Source organism: Sphingomonas sp., assembly GCF_030145815.1.
Lineage (GTDB): Bacteria > Pseudomonadota > Alphaproteobacteria > Sphingomonadales > Sphingomonadaceae > Sphingomonas.
The window spans coordinates 1-2,626 of sequence record NZ_JAIXHL010000080.1; the positions used below are offsets into that span (position 1 = coordinate 1).

General features: G+C 61.5%; 2 protein-coding genes. Both read right to left on the reverse strand.

Translation table 11 applies throughout. The features are described 5' to 3' along the window. Positions 1 to 106: 106 nt before the first annotated feature. The gene (locus KYX69_RS23105; RefSeq protein WP_300501681.1) at positions 107 to 397 is read right to left on the reverse strand and encodes a hypothetical protein; all 291 of its coding nucleotides are present in this window, start codon (positions 395 to 397) and stop codon (positions 107 to 109) included. A 314-nt stretch (positions 398 to 711) separates the two neighbouring features. Further along, on the reverse strand, positions 712 to 2,626 hold a 1,915-nt coding region (locus KYX69_RS23110; protein WP_367280225.1), incomplete at its 5' end, for a strawberry notch C-terminal domain-containing protein.

A 2,626-nucleotide genomic window follows, 5' to 3' on the forward strand; every position in this document is an offset into this window, starting at 1 on the left:
GAACACGCTGCTCTTTGCCTTCATCGGCCAGGCGGCAGGCCAAGCAGGCATCCTGCTCATCGCCGCCTCTGCTGGCGAACATTGAGCCCCGCCGCCGAAAAGGCGACTACGTCAACGGCCTGTTAAGCAATTCTACCCCGACACGCCTTCCGTCCGACCATCTGACGGTGGCTCTTACCGGATCGAACATCTTGGGTTCGATCAGGATTTGAGCGCCGGTCCTGATCGGCACAAAGGTCTCGATCATCATTCCACAGGGGCTGATGTTACGGAGCAAGCCGAGATATTGGGACTGATCTTCGGTCACGACCCGCGCTGTCTGGAACACGGTCCTGACGCGCACACCCACGCGACGGTCTTCGGCAGTCGCAGGATCGTCTTTGAGCTCCGGGGTCACCTGACACCTCCGCAATTCCAAGAAAGACTCCGATTTGCCCGAAGCGTCGGACATCATTGTCACATCCTGAAGCGCAACTAACCGGATCGAGGAAAATAATTCACCAACCGAGACGATTAATCTGACGCTTAGATGTCACCAACTTTCGACATGTGGCCTCGCCTCTGTCAGAATTCCCGAACCCCGGCTCTCTTGGAGATGCGCCGCCCAGCGACACTCTCAACTCGAGCAACCTCGGGCAAGTACCTACAGCGCTCTAATGCCGCTGCGACCAGCCTTTCTGGCGAAGCGAATATGCGCGCGTGGCATGCGCGTCATGGCAAGGCCACAGTGTCGTGTTCATTGCTGAGAATGGCGGCGATGATCTCCTCGGCGCGCCCAACCGGCACGAACAGGCGCGTCTTGTAAGAGATGATTTCCGAAAAGCATCCGAGCGACTTGAGCCACGCGCGAAGCGATCCCGGATAGTCCTTGATTTCCAGGCGCATGTCGCTATTGACCTGCACCCGCGCGAGCCGGGCGGGCGTGAGACCGGGGATCGGCACCCCATCGCGCGACCGGGCTGCCTTCACCATCTCTGCGGGCGACAGCGCTACCGCAATCGCAATGTCGAAGGCCTTGGCCAGTTTCTCGAGGCCTCCCGGCGAAACGATGCGGCCAAGCAGGGCGGCGCCCGCGGTATCGGCGATGCGCCACACCCGGACATCATCGTCGGGAAGCCGGTTCCAGACAGGAAGCAGCAGCCCCGTCGCGATGTTGATCGTCTCGATATCGGGGCGCGCAGCGATGTCTGCACATTCGGCCAGCCACAACCGGCGGAATTCGACCTCGTCCAAGGGTACCCAGCTGCTTTGCGAGAGCCGTTCGTCGCGCATGCGCTCGCTGCCGGTCGGGCGGATCAACCGCCAGACCGGCACAGCGCGCCCGTCGTCATCGAGAATGGCCGAGGAGGGCGTCTTGAGCGCCACCTTGCCTGATTGCGTATTTCTGAGATAGCCAACTGCGCTGCATGACCATTCCGCCATGAGCATCGCCAGCGGCAAGGCTTTGCGCCGATGATGGAGTTCGAGTCGGCATAATTTGGTTTCGGCACCCGTCACAGGATCGCGTCGCAACAGTTTCTCGTCCAGCGTTGAAACCTGCTCGGCCAGAATTGTCTCAACACCCACATCGAGTGTGCCCGCTTCGCGGGCCGCGTCGATTCGCGCATCGACCAGCGCGACATACTCTTCAAAAATTGCATTCTGCGTCGCGATCCGAAGCGCGAGGAGCCGGTTGAGCCAGCGCTGGATCGGCGGCAGCCGGTCGAGCAGAGTTCCATCGTCTCCGGTCAACCGAAGGCCCGTCACCGCGGTAAATACTGCGAGCGAAGTACTTGTGAGTTTGCCGCGATGAAGCAGTTCATACCATTGACGCAGCGCTTCGCGCGCATAGTCGCTTTCGAGATTGTCCGCCGGATCGAACAGGTTTTGCCCGCCGGTCTGCCGCTGCCCCCGGGTCAAGGCGCCGAGACTGTCAAGTCGCCGTGCGATCGTGCTGATGAACCGGCGCTCGCCGCGGCAGTCCGTTGTGACAGGCCTGAAGATGGGTGCGCTGGTCTGGTTTGTGCGATGGGACCGGCCCAGTCCCTGGATGGCGGCCGAGGCACGCCAGCCCGGTTCGAGCAGGAAGTGGACGCGCCGACGGTCGGCGGAGCCGCAATGGCGATCGGCATGATAGCTGCGGCCGGTTCCCCCGGCGTCTGAAAAGACCAGGATCTGCTTGCGCCCCGACATGAAGGCGTCGGCCTCGGCGAGATTGGATCGCGCACTGCGGACCTCCAGCCGCTGGCGGCCACCGGACTCTGTCAGCAGCCGTCGGCGCCGACCGGAGACCTCCGCGACATTCTCGGGGCCAAAATGGCGGATGATTTCATCAAGCGCGCAGGGGATCGCCGGCATGGCACACAGACGTTCCAGCAAGTCGTCCCGCGCCCTCAAGGCCTCGGTCGAATGCATGGCATTGCCGGCCTCGTCGACCATCACCTCGGAGCGCGGTTCGCCATCTGGGCCAACAAACACTCGCATGACACGTGTCGGAAAGGCGCTTACGAGATAGTCGATCAGATATTCTTTGCAGTCGCAGTTTATGTCGAGCGTGGTGGCGGGAGGCGCAGGTTTCCTTCGGTTTTCCATGATTTCACTCCAGATATTATGAGGGTTAGAGAGAGTGTTCGAAGACGGGTCAGGC